This is a genomic window from Pseudomonas sp. GZD-222 (assembly GCF_049310525.1).
GTDB lineage: Bacteria > Pseudomonadota > Gammaproteobacteria > Pseudomonadales > Pseudomonadaceae > Aquipseudomonas.
The window spans coordinates 1-23,177 of record NZ_JBMOWO010000152.1; the positions used below are offsets into that span (position 1 = coordinate 1).

The following is a 23,177-nucleotide window of genomic DNA, read 5'->3' on the forward strand; positions in this document are numbered from 1 at the left end:
GCAGGCTTGCCCCGCGATTGCTTTCGGCGACTGGCCGTCAGCCCATTCCTCCGGCATCATGGCGCAATTTGCCCGGCAGCCCAAAAGGACCGCCCATGAACCTGCCCCCTCGCCAACAACAAATCCTCGAACTGGTCCGTGAACGCGGCTACGTCAGTATCGAAGAAATGGCGCAGTTATTCGTCGTTACCCCGCAAACCATCCGCCGTGATATCAACCAGCTGGCGGAGGTCAATCTGCTACGCCGCTATCACGGTGGCGCCGCCTACGATTCCAGCATCGAAAACACCGCCTACGCCATGCGCGCCGACCAGATGCGCGACGAGAAGCAGCGGATTGCCGAGTCCATCGCCGCACAGATTCCTGACCACGCCTCGCTGTTCATCAACATCGGCACCACCACCGAATCCATTGCGCGTGCGCTGCTCAATCACAACCACCTGAAAATCATCACCAACAACCTGCACGTGGCCTCGATCCTCAGTGCCAAGGATGACTTCGAAGTGCTGCTGGCCGGCGGCAATGTGCGCCGTGACGGCGGTGTAGTGGGCCAGGCCAGTGTCGACTTCATCAACCAGTTCAAGGTCGATTTCGCCCTTGTCGGTATCAGCGGTATTGACGAAGACGGCAGCCTGCTGGATTTCGACTATCAGGAAGTGCGGGTGTCCCAGGCGATCATCGCCAATGCCCGCCAGGTCATCCTCGCCGCCGACTCCAGCAAGTTCGGCCGCAACGCCATGGTTCGCCTGGGCTCGATCAGCCTGATCGATTGCCTGGTCACCGACCAGGCCCCTGTGCCCGCCCTTGCCCAGCTGCTCAACCAGTACAAAATCCGCCTGGAAGTAGTCTGAGGCAACAGCTGCCACCATCTGGGTGGCAGCGCCAATGTTCGTTATTTTTCATTTAATTGTCATCCGATCAGTATTTTCTATGGAAAGCGACTGGCAGACAGCATTCTGTTGCGCTAGTATTTTCGAAAATGAACATCAATGTTCAAATTCGATGTTAGAAAGTCTTTGAGGAAGCCTCCCGTGCCGCAATCCAGCTTGTCATCGCCTGCCCTTGCCGATATCTATGACCTCGCCGTTATCGGCGGTGGCATCAACGGTGTGGGCATCGCCGCCGATGCGGCGGGACGCGGCCTGTCGGTGTTCCTCTGCGAAAAGGACGACCTCGCCAGCCACACCTCGTCGGCCAGCAGCAAGCTGATCCACGGCGGCCTGCGCTACCTGGAGCACTACGAATTCCGTCTGGTGCGTGAAGCTCTGGCCGAGCGCGAAGTCCTGCTGGCCAAGGCGCCGCACATCGTCAAGCCGATGCGTTTCGTCCTTCCGCACCGTCCACACCTGCGCCCAGCCTGGATGATCCGTGCCGGCCTGTTCCTCTACGATCACCTGGGCAAACGCAAGCAGCTCGGCGCTTCGCGCAGCCTGCGCTTTGGTCCGGGCAACCCGCTGAAAGCGGCGATCACCCGCGGATTTGAATACGCTGATTGCGCGGTGGATGACGCTCGTCTGGTGGTACTCAACGCCATGGCTGCCCGTGAGAAAGGTGCGGACATCCGTACCCGTACCCGTTGCGTCAGCGCCCAGCGTGGTGATGGCGTATGGAATGTAGTGCTGGAACACAACGACGGTAGCCAGCAGACGATCAAGGCCCGCGCCCTGGTCAATGCGGCCGGCCCATGGGTGGCCAAGTTCATCGAAGATGATCTCAAGCTCAGCGCGCCTTACGGCATTCGCCTGATTCAAGGCAGCCACCTGATCGTGCCGAAGCTGTATGAAGGCGAGCATGCCTATATCCTGCAGAACGAAGATCAGCGCATCGTGTTCGCCATCCCGTACCTGGAGCGCTTCACCCTGATCGGTACCACCGACCGCGAATACACCGGTGACCCGGCCAAGGTCGCGATTACCGAAGGCGAAACGGACTACCTGCTGAAAGTGGTCAACGAGCACTTCAACCACCAGCTCAGCCGCGCCGATATCCTCCACACCTACGCCGGTGTGCGCCCGCTGTGCAACGACGAATCGGATAACCCCTCGGCGGTGACCCGCGACTACACCCTGGCGCTCTCCTCCAGCGCCGGAGAGGCACCGCTGCTGTCAGTGTTCGGCGGCAAGCTGACCACTTACCGTAAGTTGGCCGAATCGGCCATGGCCCAACTCGCGCCGTTCTTCACCCAGATGCGCGGCAGCTGGACGGCCAGCGCGACGCTGCCAGGTGGCGAAGACATGACCACCCCTAAAGCCCTGACCGATGCCATCCTCGCGCGTTGCGGCTGGCTGCCGGCGGAAATCGCCAAGCGCTGGGCCCTCACTTACGGCAGCCGCGTCTGGCGCCTGCTCGAAGGTGTACAGGGTCCTGAAGACCTGGGCGAAGCCATTGGCGGCGGCTTGTTCACCCGCGAGGTGGATTACCTGTGCAGCGAAGAGTGGGCGGTCAGCGCCGATGACATTCTGTGGCGTCGCAGCAAGCTTGGCTTGTTCACTACGGCAGCGGAGCAACAGGCACTGCGGGACTACCTGCAACGACTGGAGTTGAACCGGGCACGCGTTCAGGCGGCCTGACAACGGGTAGGAGCGGGCTTGCCCCGCGATTGCGAGGTGACGGCAGATCGCAATCGCGGGGCAAGCCCGCTCCCACTGCCTCACACCCATTCGGATTTCCGAATGGAACTCCCCCTCGCATTCGGCCACCCGGACGAATCACCCCGCCAGCAAAGCGTCAAAAAAGTTTAATCCCCAGTATTTTCACGGCGTTATGATCAAAGTCAGGGCTTGGCACGACTCATGCTCTACACTCAGTACCCGAATGCGCAACGCTTCATTGCAGTGTTCGCTGAACGAAAGAGCCGGCCAACGGCTCCATAAAAAAAACAACGTCGAGGAAATTTTGATGCGTATCGTTCCCCACCTGTTGGGCGCAGCCATCACGGCCGCTTTGATCAGCATGCCAGTCACCGCCGCAGAGCTGACCGGCACCCTGAAGAAAATCAACGACTCGGGCACCATTACCCTGGGGCACCGCGACGCTTCTATCCCGTTCTCCTACATCGCCGACGCTTCGGGTAAACCCGTCGGTTATTCCCATGACATCCAGCTGGCTATCGTCGAGTCCCTGAAAAAGGACCTGAACAAGCCAGACCTGAACGTCAAATACAACCTGGTCACCTCCCAGACCCGTATTCCGCTGGTACAGAACGGCACCGTTGACGTCGAGTGTGGCTCGACCACCAACAACGTCGAGCGCCAGCAGCAAGTGGCTTTCTCGGTCGGTATCTTTGAAGTCGGCACCCGTCTGCTGACCAAAGCACAAGACGGCAAGCCGGAAAACGCCAAGTACAAGGACTTTGCCGACCTGGCTGGCAAGAACGTGGTCACCACTGCAGGTACCACGTCCGAGCGCATTCTCAAGTCGATGAACGCCGACAAGCAGATGAAAATGAACGTCATCTCGGCCAAGGACCACGGCGAATCCTTCCAGATGCTCGAGTCCGGCCGTGCCGTGGCCTTCATGATGGACGACGCGCTGCTCGCCGGCGAAATGGCCAAGGCCAAGGATCCGAAAGGCTGGGCAATCGTCGGCACGCCGCAGTCCTATGAAATTTACGGCTGCATGGTCCGTAAAGATGACCCAACGTTCAAGGCTGCGGTCGACAAGGCCATCGTTGACCTCTACAAGTCGGGCGAGATCAACAAGATCTACGACAAGTGGTTCAATCAGCCAGTCCCACCTAAGGGCCTGAACCTGAACTTCCCAATGAGCGACGAGCTCAAGGCGCTGATCGCCAATCCTACCGACAAAGCTGCAGACGAAAAGAAGTCCTGATCCCCAGCTAGTTAGTGTCTAACCTTTCATCCGAGGGTGCCTTGCGCCCTTGGATGCTCGAAGGTGCCCGTGAAACAACTGATCTGAGGGGAGATCCCGATGAATTACAACTGGGACTGGGGCGTATTCTTCAAGTCCACTGGCGTGGGCAGCGAAACCTATCTGGACTGGTACATCACCGGCCTGGGCTGGACCATCGCCATTGCCGTCGCCGCCTGGATCATCGCACTGCTGCTGGGCTCGGTGCTCGGTGTCATGCGTACTGTCCCGAACCGCGTGGTATCGGGTATCGCCACGTGCTACGTGGAACTCTTTCGTAACGTACCGCTGCTGGTGCAGCTGTTCATCTGGTACTTCCTGGTGCCCGACCTGCTGCCTGAAGGCCTGCAGGAATGGTTCAAACAGGACTTGAATCCGACCACCTCGGCACTGATCAGCGTGGTCATCTGCCTGGGTCTGTTCACCGCTGCGCGTGTCTGCGAACAAGTGCGCACCGGCATCCAGGCGCTGCCGCGTGGCCAGGAGGCCGCCGCTCGCGCCATGGGCTTCAGCCTGCCGCAGATCTACTGGAACGTGCTGCTGCCGCAAGCCTACCGGATCATCATTCCGCCGCTGACCTCGGAATTCCTGAACGTGTTCAAGAACTCCTCGGTGGCCTCGCTGATCGGCCTGATGGAACTGCTGGCGCAAACCAAACAGACCGCCGAATTTTCGGCCAACCTGTTTGAAGCCTTCACCCTGGCGACGCTGATTTACTTCACCTTGAACATGGGCCTGATGTTGCTGATGCGTATGGTCGAGAAGAAAGTCGCCGTTCCCGGCCTGATCTCCGTGGGGGGCAAATAATGGACTTCAGTGGAATCATTCCCGCCCTGCCGGGGCTATGGAACGGCATGGTGATGACCCTGCAGCTGATGGTCATGGGTGTCGTCGGCGGTATCGCGCTAGGCACCATCCTGGCGCTGATGCGGTTGTCGTCGAACAAGCTGCTGGCGAATATCGCCGGTGCGTACGTCAACTATTTCCGCTCCATCCCGTTGCTGCTGGTGATCACCTGGTTCTACCTGGCGGTGCCCTTCGTGCTGCGCTGGATCACCGGCGAAGACACCCCGATCGGGGCCTTCACCTCCTGCGTCGTGGCCTTCATGATGTTCGAGGCAGCCTACTTCTGCGAAATCGTCCGGGCTGGCGTGCAGTCGATCTCCAAGGGCCAGATGGGCGCTGCCCAGGCGCTGGGCATGACCTACGGCCAGACCATGCGCCTGATCATCCTGCCCCAGGCGTTTCGCAAGATGACTCCGCTGCTGCTGCAGCAGAGCATCATCCTGTTCCAGGACACCTCGCTGGTCTACACCGTCGGCCTGGTCGACTTCCTCAACTCGGCACGTGCCAGTGGCGACATCATCGGACGCTCCAATGAGTTCCTGGTGTTCGCCGGTGCTGTGTACTTCGTCATTAGCTTCTCCGCTTCGTGGCTGGTCAAGCGTCTGCAGAAAAGGATAACCGTATGATTTCCATCAAGAACGTCAACAAGTGGTACGGCGACTTCCAGGTTCTGACCGACTGCAACACCGAGGTCAAGAAAGGCGAAGTGGTTGTCGTCTGCGGCCCGTCCGGGTCGGGCAAGTCGACCCTGATCAAGTGCGTCAACGCCCTGGAGCCTTTCCAGAAGGGTGACATCATCGTCGACGGCACCTCGATCGCCGACCCGAAGACCAACCTGCCCAAGCTGCGTTCGCGGGTCGGCATGGTGTTCCAGCACTTTGAACTGTTCCCGCACCTGACCATTACCGAGAACCTGACCATTGCCCAGCGCAAGGTGCTTGGTCGTAGCGAAGCCGAAGCAACCAAGAAAGGCCTGGCCCTGCTTGAGCGCGTAGGCCTTAGCAGCCAGGCCAAAAAGCACCCTGGACAACTCTCCGGTGGTCAGCAGCAACGTGTAGCGATCGCCCGGGCACTGGCCATGGACCCGATCGTCATGCTGTTCGACGAGCCAACCTCGGCCCTGGACCCGGAAATGGTCAGCGAGGTACTCGACGTGATGGTGCAACTGGCCCACGAAGGCATGACCATGATGTGCGTAACCCATGAAATGGGCTTTGCCCGCAAGGTTGCCAACCGGGTGATCTTCATGGACAAGGGCAACATCATCGAGGACTGCACCAAAGAAGAGTTCTTCGGTGACCAGAGTGCTCGCGATGAGCGCACCCAGCACTTCCTCAGCAAAATCCTGCAACACTGAGGTGATGATCAGCACCCTCTGTCCTGCATACGCCGGGCAGAGGATGCTGGTCGTACCAAGGCCACTGTGATGAAATGCGATCCCACGCTCTTTCGCCCAGCCAAGCCTGCCCTTGCCGTGAAACCCCGTCTGATCCGCCAACTGCTGATACCCCCTTTGATCATTCTGATGATGATCGGTCTGGGTGTGGCCGGCTTCATGATCAGCGAACACAACGGCATCCGCACCTTGAGCGAATCCGGCGAGCGTCAGCTTGAGCTGCACGCGCGCGGCGTCGAGACTGAAATCAGCAAGTACACCTACCTGCCCAGCCTGCTGGAGCTGGAAGACAGCGTCTCCAGCCTGCTCACCGAACCCGATGGCGAACACCGCCAGACGGTCAACGAATACCTCGAAGGCCTGAACCGGCGCAGCCGCAGCCGGGCGATCTTCGTCCTCGATACCACCGGCCGGGTCCAGGCCACCAGCAACTGGCGCGATGTCGACAGCTTCCTCGGTGAAGACCTGTCGTTCCGTGCCTATTTCCAGCAAGCCGTACGCGGCCAGCCTGGACGTTTCTACGGTATCGGCAGCACCACCGGCGAACCTGGCTACTACCTGGCCCATGGCCTGGAAGAGCACGGCAAGATCATCGGTGTAGCGGTGATCAAAGTACGCCTGGAAAACATGGAAGAGCGCTGGCAACGGGCACGCCTGGAAGCCTTTGTCAGCGACGAGAACGGCATCATCATTCTTTCCAGCGATCCGGCGCGGCGACTCAAGTCGGTGCGTCCACTGACCCCGGAAATCAAGGAACGCCTGGCGCGCAGCCTGCAGTACTACTGGTGGCCGCTCAACGAGCTGCAACCCTTGTCGCGGGAAAAGCTCGCCGATGGTGTCGAAAAGCTCAGCTTCCCGGCCAACGCCGAACTGGGCGACGGCCGCCGCGAAGTTGCCTACCTGTCCCAGACCCGGCGCCTGAGCGACACGCCGTGGCATTTCACCCTGCTCACGCCCCTGCAGGACCTGCGCCGCGAGTCGATCATCCAGGGCGTGCTGGTCGCCGTGGCCTTCGCCTTGCTGACCATTGTGCTGATCGCCTGGAATGAACGGCGCAAGGTCATCGCCACGCGCCTGGCCGCCCGCGAAGCACTCGAAGAGGCCAACAGCCAGCTGGAACGCAAGATCACCGAGCGCACCGCCGATTTGCGCGCCAGCAACGACCGTCTGAAGGGCCAGATCCGCGAGCGCCGGCAAGCCGAGCAGACCCTGCGCCATGCCCAGGACGAACTGGTCCAGGCCGGAAAGCTCGCGGCCATCGGCCAGATGTCGACCAGCATCGCCCATGAACTGAACCAGCCACTGGCAGCGCTGCGTACCTTGTCGGGCAACACCGTGCGTTTTCTCGAGCGCGGCGCCCTGGAAACCGCCAGCACCAACCTGCGTACCATGAACGACCTGATCGACCGTATGGGCCGGATCACCGCGAGCTTGCGCTCCTTTGCCCGGCGCGCTGACGACAGTGGCCAGGCCTCGCTGGCCAAGGCGGTGGACGCCAGCCTGCAGGTGCTGGGTAACCGTATTGCCGGTTGCCACCTGAAGCTGAACAGCCAGTTCGACGACCAGCAACTGGCGATCGACCAGACCCGCCTGGAGCAGATCCTGGTCAACCTGATCGGCAACGCCCTCGATGCCATGGCCGCGCAACCCATGCCTGAGTTATGGCTCGAAGGCGAGCTGCAGGGCGACAAGTACCGCCTGCGGGTGCGCGACAATGGCCATGGCATCGACGACGAAGCCCGCAAGCACCTGTTCGAACCGTTTTTCACCACCAAGCCGGGCGAGCACGGCCTGGGTCTGGGCCTGACCCTGTCAGCCAGCCTCGCCGCCGCTGCCAAGGGCAGCCTGAGCGTCGAACACCCTGCCAGTGGCGGCACGGCGTTCGTCCTCGCCCTGCCCCTGGTCAATGCCCCAACAGAATCTGTCGAGTCCTTATGAACCAAGCGCCCCTTACCGTCCTGATCGTCGAAGACGACCCGCATGTGCTGCTCGGCTGCCAGCAGGCCCTGGCGCTGGAAGACATCGCCTGCGAAGGCGTCGGCAGCGCCGAAGAGGCCTTGCAGCGTATTGGTGATGATTTCGCCGGGATCGTGGTCAGCGACATTCGCCTGCCCGGCATTGATGGCCTGGAACTGTTGAGCCGGCTCAAGGCCCGCGACAGCAGCCTGCCGGTGGTGCTGATCACCGGCCACGGCGACATCGATATGGCCGTCGGTGCCATGCGTAACGGTGCCTACGACTTCATGGAAAAGCCGTTCGCCCCGGAGCGCCTGGTCGAAGTGGTACGCCGCGCTCTGGAGCAACGCGGATTGTCCCGGGAAGTCTTCGCCTTGCGCCGTCAGCTGGCCGAGCAAAGCACCCTCGAAGGCCGGATCATTGGTCGTTCGCCCGCCATGCAGAACCTGCGTGATCTGATTGCCAACGTTGCCGACACCTCGGCCAATGTCCTGATCGAAGGCGAGACCGGCACCGGCAAAGAACTGGTCGCCCGCTGCCTGCACGATTTCAGCCGGCGCCAGAGCCAGCCCTTTGTCGCCCTGAACTGCGGCGGCCTGCCTGAAAACCTGTTCGAAAGCGAAATATTCGGCCACGAAGCCAATGCCTTCACCGGCGCCGGCAAGCGCCGTATCGGCAAGATCGAACATGCCAACGGCGGTACGCTGTTCCTCGACGAAGTCGAGAGCATGCCGATCAACCTGCAGATCAAACTGCTGCGTGTGCTGCAGGAACGTACCCTGGAGCGCCTGGGTTCGAACCAGAGCATTCCGGTGGATTGCCGGGTGATTGCCGCAACCAAGTCCGACCTCGACGCCCTCGGCCAGAGCGGACAGTTCCGCAGCGACCTGTACTACCGCCTCAACGTGGTCACCCTGGAACTGCCGCCGCTGCGCGAGCGTCGCGAAGACATCCTGCAGTTGTTCGAACACTTCCTGCAGCTGTCGTCTTTGCGCTTTGATCGCGAAGTCCCGCAACTGGACAGCCAGACCCTGTCACGCCTGATGGCCCATGACTGGCCGGGCAACGTGCGTGAACTGCGCAACGTTGCCGAGCGCTACGCCCTGGGTTTGCCCGCCTTCAAGAAGGTCGGTGCGAGTGCCAGCCAGGGCCTGGGTTTTGCCGAAGCGGTCGAGGCCTTCGAGCGCAATCTGCTCAGCGATGCCCTGCAGCGTACGGGTGGCAACCTCAGCCAGGCCAGCCAGGAACTAGGCATGGCCAAGACCACCCTGTTCGACAAAGTGAAGAAATATGGCTTGGGTTGACCGTCCAATAACACGAGAAAGCACGTGGACCTGATACTCAAAGCCTGCCTCGGTGCAGCCGTCGTGGTTATCCTTGCCGCGCTTGCGAAAACCCGCAATTACTACATCGCCGGGCTCGTCCCGCTGTTCCCGACGTTCGCCCTGATTGCCCACTACATCGTCGGCAAGGGCCGTTCACTGGAAGACTTGAAGACCACCATCCTGTTCGGCATGTGGTCGATCATTCCCTACTTCGTCTACCTGGCGGCGCTGTATGTACTGGTGGACCGCCTACGCCTGGAACTGTCGCTGGCGCTGGCGGCAGTCGCCTGGCTGGTGGCTGCGACGGTGCTGGTCAGTGTGTGGGTGAAGCTGCATTGAGGAATCAGAACGCCGCCAGATGGGCATCGGTCAGCCGTTGCGTTGCCAGATAAGGCAGCACCGCTGCCAGCAAGGGCACCTTGAACTGCTCCTGAAAGCGATGGGCCAGACCCGGAATCAACTTCAACTGGCTACCCTGGATGTGCGCTGCCAGGTGCACACCATGCATCACCGGCAACAGCGGATCAGCTGTGCCGTGCACCACCAGCGTCGGCAGGCGCAGGCTGTTGAGCAGCTCGACCCGGCTCGGTTCGGCAAGAATGGCCATGATCTGGCGCTCGACCCCTTCCGGGTTGAAGGCCCGGTCATAGGACTGCGCCGCCTGCTGCAACAGCGCCTGACGATCATCCTTCACCTGTGGACTACCTAAAGCTGCCAGCAGGTCAGCCTGCTGCTCCAGCGCTGCTTCGCGGTTCGGGGCCTCGCGCCGCGCCAGCAACTGCACCAGGGCCGGGCTCGGCGTCGGCAAACCCTGGGCACCGGAGCTGGACATGATCAAGGTCAGGCTTTCGACCCGTTCCGGGGCCACTGCCGCCATATGCTGGGCAATCATACCGCCCATACTCACCCCGAGGACATGGAAGCGTTCGACGTGCAGGGCATCCATCAATCCCAGGCCATCTTCAGCCATGTCATTGAGGCTATAGGGGGCGGTCACCGACACGCCGAGTTTGTAACGCAGCACCTGGTAGGTCAGGTTGGCGCTGGCCGGTGCCTGGCGCCAACGGGTCAGGCCGACGTCACGGTTGTCGTAGCGGATCACCCGAAACCCTTGTTGGCACAAGGCAACCACCACTTCATCGGGCCAATGGATCAACTGACCACCGAGGCCCATGACCAACAGCAGCGCCGGGTCCGAGTCACGCCCGATGCTCTGGTACGCCAGGTTCAGTTGTGCCAGGGCGACGTGTTCGGTGGGCACATTGATGTCGCAACGCGACGCCGCAAAGGAAGATGAAGCGCTGATCAGCGCAAGAAAAAGCAAAAACGCCCGCATGAAAGAAACACCAGAATGAAAATCCCCAGTAGAGCGGGAGTCTGATGACTTTCATGCGAGCGCGCTGCCACAAAACCGTGACCGTTTGATGACACTCGCCGAATGGTAAGAACATTATCACGGGGCAAGCCCGCTCCCACCGGAGCTCTGTGACTACAGTGGGAACGGGCTTGCCCCGCGATTTATCAGGCCAGTTCGCTGCGCAATTGCCGAGCGGCGGCCACCATGTTCACCAGCGCCGCTTCCGTTTCCGGCCAGGCGCGGGTCTTCAGGCCGCAGTCGGGGTTGACCCACAGGCGTTCGGCCGGAATACGCTGGACCGCCTTGCTCATCAACTTGACCATCTCGGCAGTGTCCGGCACCCGCGGCGAGTGGATGTCATACACCCCCGGACCGATATCGTTGGGGTAGTCAAAGGCTTTGAAGGCCTCCAGCAGCTCCATGTCCGAGCGCGAGGTCTCGATGGTGATCACGTCGGCATCCATGGCCGCGATGGCTTCGATCACGTCATTGAATTCGCTGTAGCACATGTGCGTATGAATCTGGGTTTCGTCACGTACGCCACTGGAGCACAGGCGGAAGGCTTCCACCGCCCAGTTCAGGTATTCCTGCCATTGCGCGCGACGCAGGGGCAGGCCTTCGCGGAACGCCGCTTCGTCGATCTGCACGATCTTGATGCCCGCCGCTTCCAGGTCCTGCACCTCGTCGCGAATGGCCAGGGCCAGTTGCTCGGCCTGGACCTTGCGCGACACGTCCTCGCGCGGGAACGACCACATCAGCATGGTCACCGGGCCGGTCAGCATGCCTTTCATGACCTTGTTGGTCAGACGCTGGGCATATTCGATCCAGGCCACAGTCATCGGCTGTGGACGGCTCAGGTCGCCGTAGATGATCGCCGGTTTGACGCACCGCGAACCGTAGCTCTGCACCCAGCCGAAACGAGTGAAGATGTAGCCGTCCAGCTGTTCGGCAAAGTACTCGACCATGTCATTGCGCTCGGCCTCGCCGTGCACCAGCACGTCCAGGCCCAAACGCTCCTGCACCTGTACGGCGTGACGAATCTCGCTGTGCATCGCATCGGTGTAGTCATTGGCCGATAGCTTGCCCTGCTTGTAGGCCTGGCGTGCCAGACGGATCGCCGAGGTCTGCGGGAACGAGCCAATGGTCGTGGTCGGGAAAGCAGGCAGTTGCAAGCGTTGGCGCTGGGCTTCGATACGCTGGGCAAACGTCGACTGGCGTTGGCTATCTGCAGCAGTGACGGCTGCCAGACGTGCCTGCACCTGCGGCTTGTGGATGCGCGGCGATTGGCTGCGGCTGTGCTGTACGGCACGGCTGCTGGCCAGGGCATTTTGCACTTCAGGCAGATGCGCAGCATCAAGGGCCTTGGCCAGTACAGCAATTTCTTCGCACTTCTGCACGGCGAAGGCCAGCCAGCTTTTCAGTTCGGCATCGAGCTTGTCTTCACGGGCCAGGTCGACCGGGCTGTGCAGCAACGAGCAGGAGCCGGCGACCCAGAGGTTGGCACCGAAACGTTGTTTAGCCTGCTGCAATTGCTCCAGGGCCGTGTCCAGATCGCAACGCCAGACGTTGCGGCCGTTGACCACGCCCAAAGAAAGCACTTTGTAGGTTGGCAGGCGGTCGAGTACCGCTGGCAATTGCTCCGGGGCACGCACGAGGTCGACGTGCAGACCGTCCACCGGCAAGCCGACAGCCAGGCCGAGGTTGTCTTCCAGGCCGCTGAAGTAGGTGGCGACCAGCTTCTTCAACGGCGAATACTGGAGGATGTGATAGGCGCGCTCGAAAGCGTTCTTCCAGTCTTGAGGCAGGTCCAGGCCAAGGATCGGCTCATCGATCTGCACCCACTCCACACCCTGGCGCGCCAGACGGCTGAGGATCTCGCCGTAGACCGGCAACAGGCGCTCGAGCAGGTCGAGTTTGTCGAACTCATCACCCTTGGCCTTGCCCAGCCACAAGTAGGTCAATGGCCCGATCAGCACCGGCTTGACCGCATGGCCCAAGGCCTGTGCTTCGGCCACTTCGTCAAACAGCTGTTCCCAGCTGAGCAGGAAGCGTTGGTCGGCACTGAACTCCGGCACCAGGTAGTGGTAGTTGGTGTCGAACCACTTGGTCAATTCTTGTGCATATTGCGCCTGACCGTGCTCACCACCGCAGCAACTGGTGGTGGCGCCGCGAGCCATGGCAAACAAGGTGTCGAGCGTCGGCAGGCCGTTGCTGGCCAGTGTCTTGGCGAAACGATCAGGGATTGCGCCGAAGGCCAGGGAATGGCTCAGGACCTGGTCGTACCAGGCAAAATCACCGACCGGCAGCAACTCGATACCGGCATCCTTTTGCAACTGCCAGTGACGAGCACGCAGCTCTCGACCCACCGCCTGCAGACCGGCCTGGTCAATATCGCCCTTCCAGTAGGCTTCCTGGGCTTTTTTCAGTTCGCGGTCAGCGCCAATGCGCGGAAAACCGAGGTTGTGGGCCAGTGCCATGACAATCGTGCTCCTTGTAAAAGATGGCGCTATTGTCGACAGACTGGCTAACATGAGACAAACTCAATAAATTCGTGTTCATCTCAAAATTTACTCATGGAGCATTCGGTGCTGGAAATTCGCCACCTGAAAACCCTGCACGCCTTGCGCGAATCCGACAGCCTGGTAGAAGCCGCTGAACGCCTGCACCTGACCCAGTCGGCCCTGTCTCACCAGTTCAAGGAGCTGGAAGAGCGCTTGGGCATGCCGCTGTTCATGCGCAAGACCAAGCCGATCCGCTTCACCAGCGCCGGGCTGCGTTTGCTGCAACTGGCCGATGCCACCCTGCCCCTGCTGCGCGGCGCTGAACGCGACATCGCCCGCCTGGCCGGTGGTACCGCCGGGCGCCTGCACATGGCGATCGAATGCCACAGCTGCTTCCAGTGGCTGATGCCGACCATCGACCAGTTCCGTGACGCCTGGCCCGAGGTCGAGCTGGACCTGGCTTCAGGCTTTGCCTTCGCCCCGCTGCCGGCCCTGGCCCGTGGCGACCTGGACCTGGTGGTGACCTCCGACCCACTGGAGCTGGCCGGCCTCACCTATGTACCGCTGTTCACCTACGAGGCCATGCTGGCGGTGGCCAACCAGCATGCCCTGGCCAGCAAGCCCTACATCGTGCCGCAAGACCTGGCCTGCGAAACGCTGATCACCTACCCGGTGGAGCGCGACCGCCTGGATATCTTCACCCGCTTTCTGGAACCCGCCGACATCGAACCTGCGCAAGTGCGCACCGCGGAGCTGACGGTGATGATGATGCAACTGGTGGCCAGCGGCCGTGGCGTTTGCGGCATGCCGCACTGGGCGCTGCACGAGTACAGCTCGCGTGGCTACGTGAAGGGTAAGCGCCTGGGCGAGAAAGGCCTGTTCGCCACGCTGTATGCGGCCGTGCGCACCGATATGCTCGATGCGCCATACATGCGCGATTTCCTCCTGACGGCGAAAGACACCTCGTTCTCCACCCTGGACGGGGTCAGCGCGGTGCGTTGAGCCTCACGCCATTTTGCGCTGTTCCTGCACCAGGCGCAGCGCAAGGCCGGCGAGGACAAAGCCCATCACGTAGCGCTGAACCATCAGCCACAGCGGATAGCGCATGAACCAGGCCGACAGCCCGGCAGCGAACAGAGCAATCAACAGGTTGACCGAAAAGCTTACGGTGATCTGGGTCAGCCCCAGCATCAGGCTCTGGGCCAACAGCGAACCATGCTTCGGGGAGATGAACTGCGGCAGGATCGACAGGTAGAACATCGCCACCTTGGGATTCAGCACGCTGGTCAGAAAGCCCATCATTACCAGCTTGCCCGGTGAGTCCGGGCTCAACTCACGGGCTTCGAACGGCGAACGCGCACCCGGCTTCACCGCTTGCCAGGCCATCCATAGCAGGTACGCAGCGCCTGCCCACTTGAGCAGGTCATAGCCCAGTGGCACCGCCATGAACAAGGCGGTCAGTCCCACCGCCGCGGCCGTCATGTGCACCAGAAAACCGGCGACCACGCCCACCAGCGAAGTGATTCCGGCCATACGCCCCTGGCAGATCGAACGTGAAATCAGATAGATCATGTTGGGTCCCGGCGTCAGGACCATCAACAACGCGGCTCCGGTGAACAGCAGCCATTCTTGGACGGGGATCATTGGCATTCCTTTGCTAAATGAGGATCAGGCGGGCTGGCTAGTTAAACGCCGGTACAGGGGCAGAATCAAGTCCCGGGTGAGCGGCGCCAGCTCAAGTGTCAGTGGCTTGCGGGCCGAGACCCAGACCACCTCTTCGATCTCGGCCGCAGGCTCTACAGGCATCGACGTGTGCACCTTGAACAGCTCGGCCTGCACTTCAAAACCTGGCTCATTGGCGGCGGGTGCGCTGAACTGGCCAAGGTAGTCGGCGTCTTGTGGGTCGATCTGCAGACCCAGCTCTTCGAACAGTTCACGGGCCAGGGCCGTGACCGGCAGCTCGTCGGCCTCGATCTTGCCGCCCGGCTGCATGAAGGCCTGGGTGCCGCGCTTGCGAACCAGCAAGGTACGGCCCTGAGGGTCGAGCAGGAGCGCGGCGGCGATGCGGATGGTTTTGCTCATGGAAGACTCGTCGCGGAGAAAGCGCGCAAGGATCACATGTTGAGGGGGACCAGACAACCCGGTGGGAGCGGGTTTGACCCGCGATTGCGGTGGTTCAGTCACATTGCATCGCGAGGCAAGCCCGCTCCCACCCCCTATCAGTCTGACGAATGTACCTTGCAAGCCTGAACGGTTGGCCGCATAAACAGCTCATGAACCTGCCTGCCCTGAACCACCCGGAACTGGCTGCATTCCATCCTGCCGTACGCACCTGGTTCCAGCGTCGCTTCCCGACCGTGACCGCCGCTCAGGCGCAAGCCTGGCCGCTGATCCGCCGCGGCCAGTCGTTGCTGGTGGCGGCCCCCACCGGTTCCGGCAAGACCCTCACAGCCTTCCTGGCGATCCTCGACGAACTGTTCGAGCAGGGCCTGGCCAGCGGACAACTGCCCGACCAGACCCAGGTGCTCTACGTCTCCCCCCTCAAGGCGTTGTCCAACGATATCCAGATCAACCTGCAAGCACCGTTGGCGGGTATCAATGAGGCGCTGATCGAACAAGGCCATGAACCGCTGGCCATTCGCACAGCGGTGCGCAGCGGCGATACCCCGCAGAAGGAGCGCAGCGCCATGCGCCGTCAGGCGCCGCATATTCTGGTGACCACGCCCGAATCGCTGTATGTGTTGCTCGGCTCCGACTCCGGACGCCAGGGTCTGGCCAGTGTGCACACGGTCATCGTCGACGAGATCCATGCCCTGGTTGGCAACAAGCGCGGTAGCCACCTGGTGCTCAGCCTTGAGCGTTTGCAGGCCCTGTGCGCTCGACCCTTGCGCCGTATTGGCCTGTCGGCGACCCAACGCCCGGTGCAACGGGTGGCCGAATTTCTGGTGGGCAAGGACCGCGACTGTGCGATTGTCAATATCGGCCATGCGCGTACCCGCGACCTGGCCCTGGAGGTACCGCCGGTGCCCTTGGGCGCCGTCATGGCCAACGATGTCTGGGAGCTGGTGTATGACCGCCTCGCCGCGCTGGCCCGGGAGCACCGCACCACGCTGGTATTCGTCAACACCCGGCGCCTGGCCGAACGCTTGACCCGCCACTTGAGCGAACGCCTGGGCGCGCATGCCGTGGCGGCGCATCACGGCAGCCTGGCCAAAGAACATCGCCTGGATGCCGAGCAGCGCCTCAAGCGCGGTGAGCTGCAGGTGCTGGTAGCCACCGCCTCGCTGGAGCTGGGGATCGATATCGGCGAGGTCGAACTGGTCTGCCAGATCGGTTCGCCCGACTCGATTGCAGCCTTTTTACAGCGGGTCGGACGCGCCGGGCATCAGGTCGAGGGCACGCCCAAAGGCCGCCTGTTTGCGCTGTCGCGGGACGATCTGATCGAATGCGCGGCCTTGCTCGACTGTGTACGCCGCGGCGAGCTGGATCTGCTGCATATTCCGCAGGCGCCGCTGGATGTGCTGGCCCAGCAGATCGTTGCCGAAGTCAGCTGCCAGCCCTGGCAGGAGCAGGCACTCTATGACTGCCTGCGCCGGGCCACGCCTTACGCCGAGCTGGACCAGGCGCATTACCAGGCCGTGCTGTGCATGCTGGCCGAAGGTTTCAATGGTCGCCAGGGGATGCGCAGCGCCTATCTGCATCGTGATGCCGTCAACAACAGCCTGCGCGGACGACGCGGCAGTCAACTGACCGCCCTGACCAGCGGCGGCACCATCCCCGATAATGCCGACTATGCAGTGTTGCTCGAACCGCAAGGGTTGAACATCGGCAGCGTCAACGAAGACTTTGCCGTGGAAAGTATCGCTGGCGACATCTTTCAACTGGGCAACACCTCCTATCGCATCCTGCGGGTAGAGAGCGGCAAAGTGCGCGTCGAAGATGCCAAGGGCCTGCCGCCGAGCATTCCTTTCTGGCTCGGTGAGGCGCCCGGGCGCAGTGATGAGTTGTCGTTCGCGGTCGCCCGTCTGCAAGGCGAGATTGACCGGCGCCTGGGTGAGTCTGGAGGAAAACAGCAGGACGCACTGGCCTGGTTGCAGGACGAAGTCGGTCTGGCCGAAGACAGCGCGGAACAGTTGCTCGACTATCTGGCCCGAACCCGCCAGGTGCTAGGTGCCCTGCCCTCGCAACAGACGCTGATCATGGAGCGCTTCTTCGATGAGTCCGGCGGCACCCAGCTGATCATTCACACGCCCTTTGGCAGCCGGATCAATCGCGCCTGGGGCCTGGCCCTGCGCAAGCGCTTCTGCCGCACCTTCAATTTCGAGCTGCAGGCCGCCGCCAGCGAAGATGCCATCGTGCTGTCGCTGTCTGCCAGCCACAGCTTTGCCCTGGATGAAGTGTGGCGCTACCTGCCGAGTAAAAACGCCGAGTCGATCCTGGTCCAGGCCCTGCTCGATGCGCCATTGTTCGGCGTGCGCTGGCGCTGGAATGCAGGCGTTGCCCTGGCCTTGCCGCGCTTTGTCGGCGGACGCAAGGTGGCGCCGCAGATCCAGCGGATGAAAAGCGAGGACCTGATAGCCGCAGTGTTCCCCGACCAGATCGCCTGCCTGGAGAATATCGTCGGCGAACGGCAGATTCCGGATCACCCGCTGGTCGAGCAGACCCTCGATGACTGCCTGCACCAGGCCATGGACACGGAAGGCTGGCTGACCTTGCTGCGGCGCATCGAGCACGGCCAGATCACCCTGATCAGCCGCGACTTGCCAGCACCTTCACCCTTGGCCGCGGCAATCCTCAATGCCCGGCCCTACACCTTTCTCGATGACGCACCGCTGGAGGAACGGCGCACCCAGGCGGTGCAGAGTCGGCGCTGGAGCGACGTGCATAGCGGCGATGACCTCGGCGCCCTGGATCCCGAGGCCATCCAAGCGGTGGAAGATGAAGCCTGGCCAACGCCCACCCGCTGCGATGAAATGCACGAGGCGCTGATGAGCCTGGCCTGCATCAGCCAAGAGGAAGTCACGGCCAACACCGGCTGGCAGACGTGGCTTGCAGAACTGAGCGTTGCTGGTCGGGCCAGCTGCCTGCAACTGGACGACGGCCAGTCCCTGTGGCTGGCCCGCGAGCGCCTGATGCTACTGCGCGCGCTGTATCCCGATGCGCACATGACACCTGACTTTTCCGCGCTCCCCGGTTTCGATCAGCCCATTGACTACGACGCGGCCCTGGTCGAAGTCCTGCGTGCCCGCCTGAGCGGATTCGGGCCGCTGACCCTGGAGCAGATCGCCGCGCCATTGCACCTGCCTGCCACTGACCTCGAACAGGCGCTGGCACGGCTTGAGGCGGAAGGCTACGTGATGCGCGGTTACTTTCATCCCGGCCAACAAAGCCTGCAATGGTGCGAGCGGCACTTGCTGGCACGCATCCATCGCTACACCGTCAAACGTCTGCGCCGGGAGATCGAGCCGGTCAGCCTGCAGGACTTCATGCGCTTTCTGTTCGACTGGCAACACCTGTCGACCACTACGCGCTTGCAAGGCCCGGCAGCACTCGGCGAAGTCCTCGGACAATTCGAGGGTTACCCCGCCGCAGCCGCCGCTTGGGAGAGCGATCTGCTCCCCAGCCGGATCAAGGACTACAGCCCGCGCTGGCTGGACGAAAGCTGTCGTGCCGGCAAGCATGTCTGGGCGCGACTGGCCCCCACCGCAGCCAGCAATACCCTGCGCAGCACGCCGCTGGTGCTGCTGCCGCGTGCACAACTGAACCTGTGGCGCACCCTCGGCCCGGCCCTCGACAGCAACGCACTGAGCCTGCGCGCACAACGGGTACATACAGCGCTGAGCGAACAGGGCGCGTTGTTCTTCGACGAGCTTCTCAGCGATGCCCATCTGCTCCCCAGTGAACTGGAAAACGCCTTGCAGGAGCTGGTGGCCGCCGGCCTGATCAGTGCTGACAGCTTCGCCGGCCTGCGCGCATTGATCACCCCGGCCAGCAAGCGCCAGGGGCACAGTCATCGCCGCGGACGTGGCGCCCTGTTCGGTGGCATGGAAGACGCCGGGCGCTGGGCCTTGCTGCGCAAAACCTCGGGCGCCGATAACCGTGATGCCCGCCTGGAACACATTGCCCGCACCTTGTTGCGCCGTTACGGGGTGATCTGCTGGCGGCTGCTGGAGCGCGAGGCCGACTGGCTACCCAACTGGCGCGAACTGTTGCGTTGCTACCATCGCCTTGAGGCCCGTGGCGAGATCCGTGGTGGGCGCTTTATCAGCGGTTTGGCCGGCGAACAGTTCGCCCTGCCGGAAGCGGTGGCGCTGATGCGTGAAGTACGCAGACGTCCCCTGGATGACAGCCTGGTGGCCATCAGCGCAACCGACCCGCTGAACCTGATCGGCACCCTGCTGCCGGGCAACAAGGTGCCAGCGCTCAGCGGCAACCGTGTGCTCTACCGCGATGGTGTGCCCGCCGTCACGCTGATTGCCGGCAAGCTGCACTTCAGTGCCACGGTGGAACAGGGCGACCAGGGAGCCCTGCGTGACCGCTTGATCCGCGTGCCAGACCTGACTACTTGACCTGTGGCGTGCCGAATCCGGCGAAGCGCTTGTTGAACCCGGCCACCCGGCCTTCCACTTGTGTCTTGCGTTGCTGCCCGGTGTAGATCGGGTGCGAGGCGCTGGATACATCCAGGGCAACATAAGGGTAGGTCTTGCCATCGCTATGGGCATGGCTGCGATCGGTAGACACTGTGGAGCCGATCAAGAAGTACACATCAGCTGCGGTGTCGTGGAAAAGCACGGGGCGATAGTCTGGGTGGATGCCAGGTTTCATGATCAAGCCTCATTGGAGTGAAAACACAAAGTGATACTATATAACATTTCACCATTGCACAAATACAAATGAGATTCGATACCAAAATGAAGCTTGCAAGCCTTGCGCGCTGCGGGCTGGCGCTTTAAACCTCAACCGGGCTAAGGTCGGAGTTTGTCCAGGCCGTGAGCCTGACCGCGCCATCGCAAGGAACCCGTATGAGCCTGTCACTTCTCAGCCGCTATGCCTTCTTCGCCGCCTGTGTACTGTTCACCCTGGCGAGCCTGCCCTTTCTGCACCACGAATGGCTGTGGCCCTTCACCCTGACTACCGCCCTCCTCAGCCTGATCGGTGTGGTCGACCTGCTGCAAAGCCGCCACGCGGTACGGCGCAACTACCCGATCCTGGGCAACATTCGCTACCTGGTGGAAGGCATTCGTCCGGAAATCCGCCAGTACCTGCTCGAAGCCGACAGCGACGCCCTGCCCTTTTCCCGTGCCCAGCGTTCACTGGTGTACGCCCGGGCCAAAAACGAATCGTCGGATAAACCCTTCGGCACCCTGATCGATGTCTACCAGTCCGGCTTCGAGTTCATTGGTCACTCCATGCGCCCGGCGCCGTTGAGCGATCCGGCCAGTTTTCGGGTGATCGTCGGCGGTCCGCAATGCACCCAGCCTTACTCGGCCTCGGTCTTCAACATCTCGGCCATGAGCTTTGGCTCACTCAGCGCCAACGCCATCCGCGCGCTGAACCAGGGCGCCAAACTGGGCAATTTCGCCCATGACACCGGCGAAGGCAGCATCAGCCCCTACCACCGTGAACATGGCGGCGACCTGACCTGGGAGCTGGGCAGCGGTTATTTCGGTTGCCGGACGGCAGACGGACGCTTCGACCCCGAGCGTTTCGCCGAGCAGGCACGCAACCCGCAAGTGCGCATGATCGAGATAAAAATGAGCCAGGGTGCCAAGCCTGGCCACGGCGGCATCCTGCCCAAGCACAAAGTCACCCGCGAGATCGCCGAGACCCGCGGGGTGCTGATGGGCGAAGACTGCATTTCGCCCTCACGCCACAGCGCCTTTTCTACACCAGTCGAAATGATGCATTTCATTGCCCAGCTGCGTGAACTGTCTGGCGGCAAGCCGGTAGGGTTCAAGTTCTGCCTGGGCCATCCCTGGGAGTTCATGGGAATTGCCAAGGCGATGCTGGAAACCGGAATCCTGCCGGATTTCATCGTCGTCGATGGCAAGGAAGGCGGTACCGGTGCAGCGCCAGTGGAGTTCACCGACCATATCGGCGTCCCGCTGCGGGAAGGCCTGCTGTTCGTGCACAACACCCTGGTCGGGTTGAACCTGCGCGACAAGATCAAGCTGGGTGCCAGCGGCAAGATTGTCAGCGCCTTCGACATCGCCAGCGTCCTGGCCATCGGCGCCGACTGGGCCAACTCGGCACGCGGCTTCATGTTCGCCATCGGCTGTATCCAGTCGCAGAGCTGCCACACCAACAAATGCCCCACCGGCGTGGCCACCCAGGATGCGCTGCGCCAGCGTGCCCTGGTGGTGCCGGACAAGGCCCAGCGGGTGTTCAACTTCCACCACAGCACCCTCAAGGCCCTGGCCGAAATGCTCGCGGCGGCGGGTCTCGATCATCCTTCGCAACTGCAAGCCAAACATCTGGTACGCCGGGTCTCGGCCACCGAGATCAAGCTGTTCTCGCAAATGCATGTGTTCCTCAAGCCCGGCGAACTACTCAGCGGCGAAATCAGTGGCGAGTTCTATTCGCGGATGTGGCAGATGGCCCGGGCGGACAGCTTTGAACCCCAGGACCTGGCAGTCGCCTGAGGATCAGCGCGGTATTGAGACATCAAGTAATAGGCAACTTTTGCAATTACTTGCCAATACCGCCACCCTGCCCCCCGCCCGACGTGCGGCACGAGAGAATGCCGACGTCGGCCTGTCACTATTAAATCCACTGTTCAAGAGCCCGCTGCCATGTTTAACGGACGCGACCCGCGCATCGATTTCTTTCGGGGCCTGGCGCTGATCTTCATCTTCTGGGACCACATCCCGCACAACCCTCTGGGCCAGATCACCCTGCGCAACATCGGCTTCAGCGACGCTGCGGAAGTCTTCGTATTTCTCGCCGGCTACGCGGCGGTACTGGCCTACGGCAAGGTCCTGCAACGCGATGGTTACCTGATTGCCTGTGTGAAGATCCTCAGACGTACCTGGGTACTGTATGTAGTGCATATCTTCCTGTTGGCGATGCTGATGGGCATCGTCTTCTATGCCAACAGCCATGTGCAAACCCGCGACCTGGTCGAGGAAATGGGCCTGACACACTTCATCACCAACCCCCAGCAAGCCCTGACCGATGAACTGCTGCTGCGTTTCAAGCCCAACCTGATGGATCCGCTGCCGCTTTACATCGTGCTGTTGGCCGGGCTGGCCATAGCCCTGCCACTGTTGCTGCGTCATACCTGGACGGTAGTGGGCGTATCGATGGCGGTGTATTTGCTGGCGCCAAAGCTGGGCTGGAACCTGGCGAATTTTTCCGACGGTGTCTGGTATTTCAACCCGGTCACCTGGCAATTTCTGTTCGTACTCGGTGGCGCGGCGGCGATACACGGACAACGGCAACGAGCGCCGACAACCCGGCCGCTGCTTCGCCAACCGCTGTTTCTGGCTGCAGCCGTCTATTCACTGCTGGCGGGTCTGATCACCGTTTCCTGGCGCTGGCCAGAGATTCACGATGCATTGATGCCGGCAGCGATCAGCGAGCTGTTGTACCCCATCAGCAAGACCGATCTGTCACCGGTACGCCTGCTGCACTTCCTCGCGCTCGTCTATGTCACCGCCAAACTGTTGCCGGATGGGCGCTGGACGCAGAACTGGCTGGCCGGGCAAACCTGTCGCATGGGGCGTTATTCGCTGGAAGTGTTCTGTCTAGGCGTGCTGCTTGCGCCGCTGGCGGACATGGTCAATGCCCTGGCGGATGAGCACTGGTCAATGCAGGTGCTGACCGCGATCGTGGGGGTGGGATTGATGGCGTTGCTGGCGGCCTGGCTTGATCTGAACAAGCGCTTGGGTCGGCCGGTACAAATGACGGCGGCCTGATGAGGCCTG

The 23,177-nt window shown here is 61.8% G+C and carries 18 protein-coding genes; 13 read left to right on the top strand and 5 right to left on the bottom strand.

The genetic code is table 11. From position 1 onward, the window contains the following. The first annotated feature begins 95 nt into the window (after positions 1-95). The 9 genes from ACO6VD_RS27265 to ACO6VD_RS27305 all read left to right on the top strand — a co-directional run bounded on the left by ACO6VD_RS27265 (position 96) and on the right by ACO6VD_RS27305 (position 9,732). Positions 96-851 (top strand): DeoR/GlpR family transcriptional regulator, encoded by a 756-nt coding sequence (locus ACO6VD_RS27265; protein WP_422422661.1) that lies wholly within the window; start codon positions 96-98, stop codon positions 849-851. A gap of 138 nt (positions 852-989) precedes the next feature. Continuing rightward, positions 990-2,570: a glycerol-3-phosphate dehydrogenase gene (gene glpD, locus ACO6VD_RS27270; RefSeq protein ID WP_422422662.1), complete on the top strand. Its 1,581-nt coding sequence runs from the start codon at positions 990-992 to the stop codon at positions 2,568-2,570. A gap of 328 nt (positions 2,571-2,898) precedes the next feature. After that, positions 2,899-3,831 carry a glutamate/aspartate ABC transporter substrate-binding protein gene (locus ACO6VD_RS27275; protein ID WP_422417913.1) on the top strand — a complete coding sequence of 311 codons (933 nt, stop codon included), beginning with the start codon at positions 2,899-2,901 and terminating at the stop codon, positions 3,829-3,831. Positions 3,832-3,930: 99 nt separating this feature from the next. Then, a complete protein-coding gene (locus tag ACO6VD_RS27280) occupies positions 3,931-4,677 on the top strand; it encodes an amino acid ABC transporter permease (protein ID WP_038607737.1) in 747 nt (248 codons plus the stop codon). Further along, entirely contained in the window at positions 4,674-5,342 is a 669-nt protein-coding gene (locus ACO6VD_RS27285) for an amino acid ABC transporter permease (protein ID WP_422417914.1), read from the top strand. Before ACO6VD_RS27280 ends, ACO6VD_RS27285 begins: the two co-directional genes overlap by 4 nt. Next, on the top strand, positions 5,339-6,073 hold the full coding sequence (locus ACO6VD_RS27290) for an amino acid ABC transporter ATP-binding protein (protein WP_274295436.1): 735 nt from the start codon (positions 5,339-5,341) through the stop codon (positions 6,071-6,073). Before ACO6VD_RS27285 ends, ACO6VD_RS27290 begins: the two co-directional genes overlap by 4 nt. A gap of 69 nt (positions 6,074-6,142) precedes the next feature. Beyond that, complete coding sequence (locus tag ACO6VD_RS27295) at positions 6,143-8,050, top strand: sensor histidine kinase (RefSeq protein WP_422417912.1); 1,908 nt, start codon at positions 6,143-6,145, stop codon at positions 8,048-8,050. Continuing rightward, positions 8,047-9,372 carry a sigma-54-dependent transcriptional regulator gene (locus ACO6VD_RS27300; protein ID WP_422417911.1) on the top strand — a complete coding sequence of 442 codons (1,326 nt, stop codon included), beginning with the start codon at positions 8,047-8,049 and terminating at the stop codon, positions 9,370-9,372. The genes ACO6VD_RS27295 and ACO6VD_RS27300 overlap by 4 nt, the downstream gene beginning before the upstream one ends. A gap of 33 nt (positions 9,373-9,405) precedes the next feature. Next, positions 9,406-9,732 (top strand): GlpM family protein, encoded by a 327-nt coding sequence (locus ACO6VD_RS27305; RefSeq protein ID WP_198325424.1) that lies wholly within the window; start codon positions 9,406-9,408, stop codon positions 9,730-9,732. A gap of 4 nt (positions 9,733-9,736) precedes the next feature. Here the strand turns inward: ACO6VD_RS27305 and ACO6VD_RS27310 are convergent, their stop codons facing one another. After that, positions 9,737-10,729: an alpha/beta fold hydrolase gene (locus tag ACO6VD_RS27310; RefSeq protein WP_422417910.1), complete on the bottom strand. Its 993-nt coding sequence runs from the start codon at positions 10,727-10,729 to the stop codon at positions 9,737-9,739. 185 nt (positions 10,730-10,914) lie between these two features. Further along, entirely contained in the window at positions 10,915-13,227 is a 2,313-nt protein-coding gene (gene metE / locus ACO6VD_RS27315; RefSeq protein WP_422417909.1) for a 5-methyltetrahydropteroyltriglutamate--homocysteine S-methyltransferase, read from the bottom strand. 108 nt (positions 13,228-13,335) lie between these two features. Between metE and metR the strand changes: the two genes are divergently transcribed. Continuing rightward, positions 13,336-14,253, top strand: coding sequence for a transcriptional regulator MetR (gene metR, locus ACO6VD_RS27320; RefSeq protein WP_400171946.1), 918 nt, complete (start codon positions 13,336-13,338; stop codon positions 14,251-14,253). Between the two features lie 3 nt (positions 14,254-14,256). Here the strand turns inward: metR and ACO6VD_RS27325 are convergent, their stop codons facing one another. Together ACO6VD_RS27325 and ACO6VD_RS27330 are read right to left on the bottom strand one after the other, a co-directional pair. Further along, on the bottom strand, positions 14,257-14,895 hold the full coding sequence (locus tag ACO6VD_RS27325) for a LysE family translocator (protein ID WP_422417908.1): 639 nt from the start codon (positions 14,893-14,895) through the stop codon (positions 14,257-14,259). Between the two features lie 24 nt (positions 14,896-14,919). Continuing rightward, positions 14,920-15,333, bottom strand: a complete 414-nt coding sequence (locus ACO6VD_RS27330) for an NUDIX hydrolase (protein WP_422417907.1) — start codon at positions 15,331-15,333, stop codon at positions 14,920-14,922. Between the two features lie 191 nt (positions 15,334-15,524). On the opposite strand from ACO6VD_RS27330, the gene ACO6VD_RS27335 reads away from it, so the two are divergent. Further along, on the top strand, positions 15,525-19,820 hold the full coding sequence (locus ACO6VD_RS27335; RefSeq protein WP_422417906.1) for a DEAD/DEAH box helicase: 4,296 nt from the start codon (positions 15,525-15,527) through the stop codon (positions 19,818-19,820). Here the strand turns inward: ACO6VD_RS27335 and ACO6VD_RS27340 are convergent. Then, positions 19,813-20,076: a type B 50S ribosomal protein L31 gene (locus tag ACO6VD_RS27340; RefSeq protein WP_422417905.1), complete on the bottom strand. Its 264-nt coding sequence runs from the start codon at positions 20,074-20,076 to the stop codon at positions 19,813-19,815. The two genes, ACO6VD_RS27335 and ACO6VD_RS27340, sit on opposite strands and share 8 nt — an antisense overlap. Positions 20,077-20,273: 197 nt before the next feature. Here ACO6VD_RS27340 and ACO6VD_RS27345 point away from each other — a divergent pair, with 197 nt between their 5' ends. Together ACO6VD_RS27345 and ACO6VD_RS27350 are read left to right on the top strand one after the other, a co-directional pair. Continuing rightward, positions 20,274-21,893 (top strand): FMN-binding glutamate synthase family protein, encoded by a 1,620-nt coding sequence (locus ACO6VD_RS27345; RefSeq protein WP_422417904.1) that lies wholly within the window; start codon positions 20,274-20,276, stop codon positions 21,891-21,893. A gap of 150 nt (positions 21,894-22,043) precedes the next feature. After that, entirely contained in the window at positions 22,044-23,168 is a 1,125-nt protein-coding gene (locus tag ACO6VD_RS27350) for an OpgC family protein (RefSeq protein WP_422417903.1), read from the top strand. Positions 23,169-23,177: the final 9 nt, after the last annotated feature.